Below are 1,316 nucleotides of genomic sequence, written 5' to 3'. Positions count from 1 at the left end.
GTCAGTCTCGCTTCACCCACTATACCTAACGACTTAACCCGATGACAGAAATGCTCAGACCGACGAGTCCTTCGGAAAGGCGCGCCAGCAACAGGCCGTCCTTGCCCCCCTCTTCTCGTTCACCGGCATGTCGTTCGCCATCTTCCTTGCCTTCCCGAGCATTGTTCCGTCAACGGCCGTTGTCTTCGCGGCGTTTGCTGACATGATCATGACAGCAGCCGCGATGAACCTTGTCGGTATCCCGCTCACCCTCGGGACAACGGCAGCCCTCCTGATGCTCATCGGGTACTCGGTTGACAGCGACATCCTCCTGACAAACCGTGTCCTCAAGCGGCAGGGCAAGCTCATCGACAAACTGAAAGGTGCGTTCGAGACCGGCATCAGCATGACCTCGACAACGTTTGCTGCCATCGCGGCAATGCTGCTCGTTTCATGGATAGGATCGGTCGAGATCCTCATGCAGATCTCGGCCGTCCTGTTGATCGGTCTGGTCTTCGATGTCCTCAACACCTGGCTGACCAATGCTGCGATACTCAAATGGTACGTTACGAAAGGGGGCGGGAAATGAACGCAGTCGATCTCAAAGCGATGGTCAGCGACTGGCGGGTTGCCCTCCTGATTGTCCTTGTCGTGCTCTCGCTCATCGCCATCGGGCCGCATTTCGACAGCGAAGGAAACCTTGCAACCAACCTCCAGTACGGTCTCGACCTCCAGCAGGGAGCCTGGATCCAGCTCGAGTTCAAGGCAGTGGTTGTCGGGTTCGACACGGATCGCGACCTCAACGGGTTTGTCACTGAACTGTCGGAGAAACTCGATACGGAGGTCGAACTCATCGATGCCACGCACCTCGAGATCCGCAAGGCCATCCCGCAGGCCGAACTCGAGCAGGTCTTCGCTGATGCCGGCGGGAAGGTAACCACGTACAGTCCCGGCGTCTCGAGGAAGACAGCCGAGACTGCAAAACTGATCCTGGAGAACAAGATCAACTCTTTTGGCACCAAGGACGCCAAAGTCCAGACCCTGACCGGCCTCAACAACGTTGCCCGCTACGTGCGCATCGAACTTGCGGGCGTTGACATGAGGCAGGCGCAGGCGATTGTCGGCAATCAGGGCAAGTTCGAGATCCGGATCCAGACGGTGGGCAACGAGACTGAGCCTGTCCTCTTTGGCGATGCAATCACGAGCGGCCAGAATCCCAGCCAGGAGCCTCCGGGCCGCGACAAGTGGGGCGTCGGCGTCACGCTCCCGGAGACCGGTGCCGCGGCATGTCAGCACCCTCCGATCAGGCACGGTCCCACGAGCCACCCCGAGCACCA

General features: G+C 59.3%; 2 pseudogenes. Both read left to right on the top strand.

Features of this window, described 5'->3' with window-relative positions:
• Positions 1-73: 73 nt before the first annotated feature.
• Positions 74-568, top strand: a pseudogene (locus CW742_RS13460) (protein translocase subunit SecF); the annotation flags it as partial.
• Positions 565-1,316 (top strand): annotated as a pseudogene (locus tag CW742_RS13455) (preprotein translocase subunit SecD); the annotation flags it as partial. The pseudogenes CW742_RS13460 and CW742_RS13455, both read left to right, overlap by 4 nt.

The organism is Methanoregula sp. (assembly GCF_002835825.1).
Taxonomy (GTDB): domain Archaea; phylum Halobacteriota; class Methanomicrobia; order Methanomicrobiales; family Methanospirillaceae; genus Methanoregula.
The sequence above is the reverse complement of the archived record's forward strand: the minus strand, read 5'-3'. Positions and strand labels throughout refer to the sequence as shown.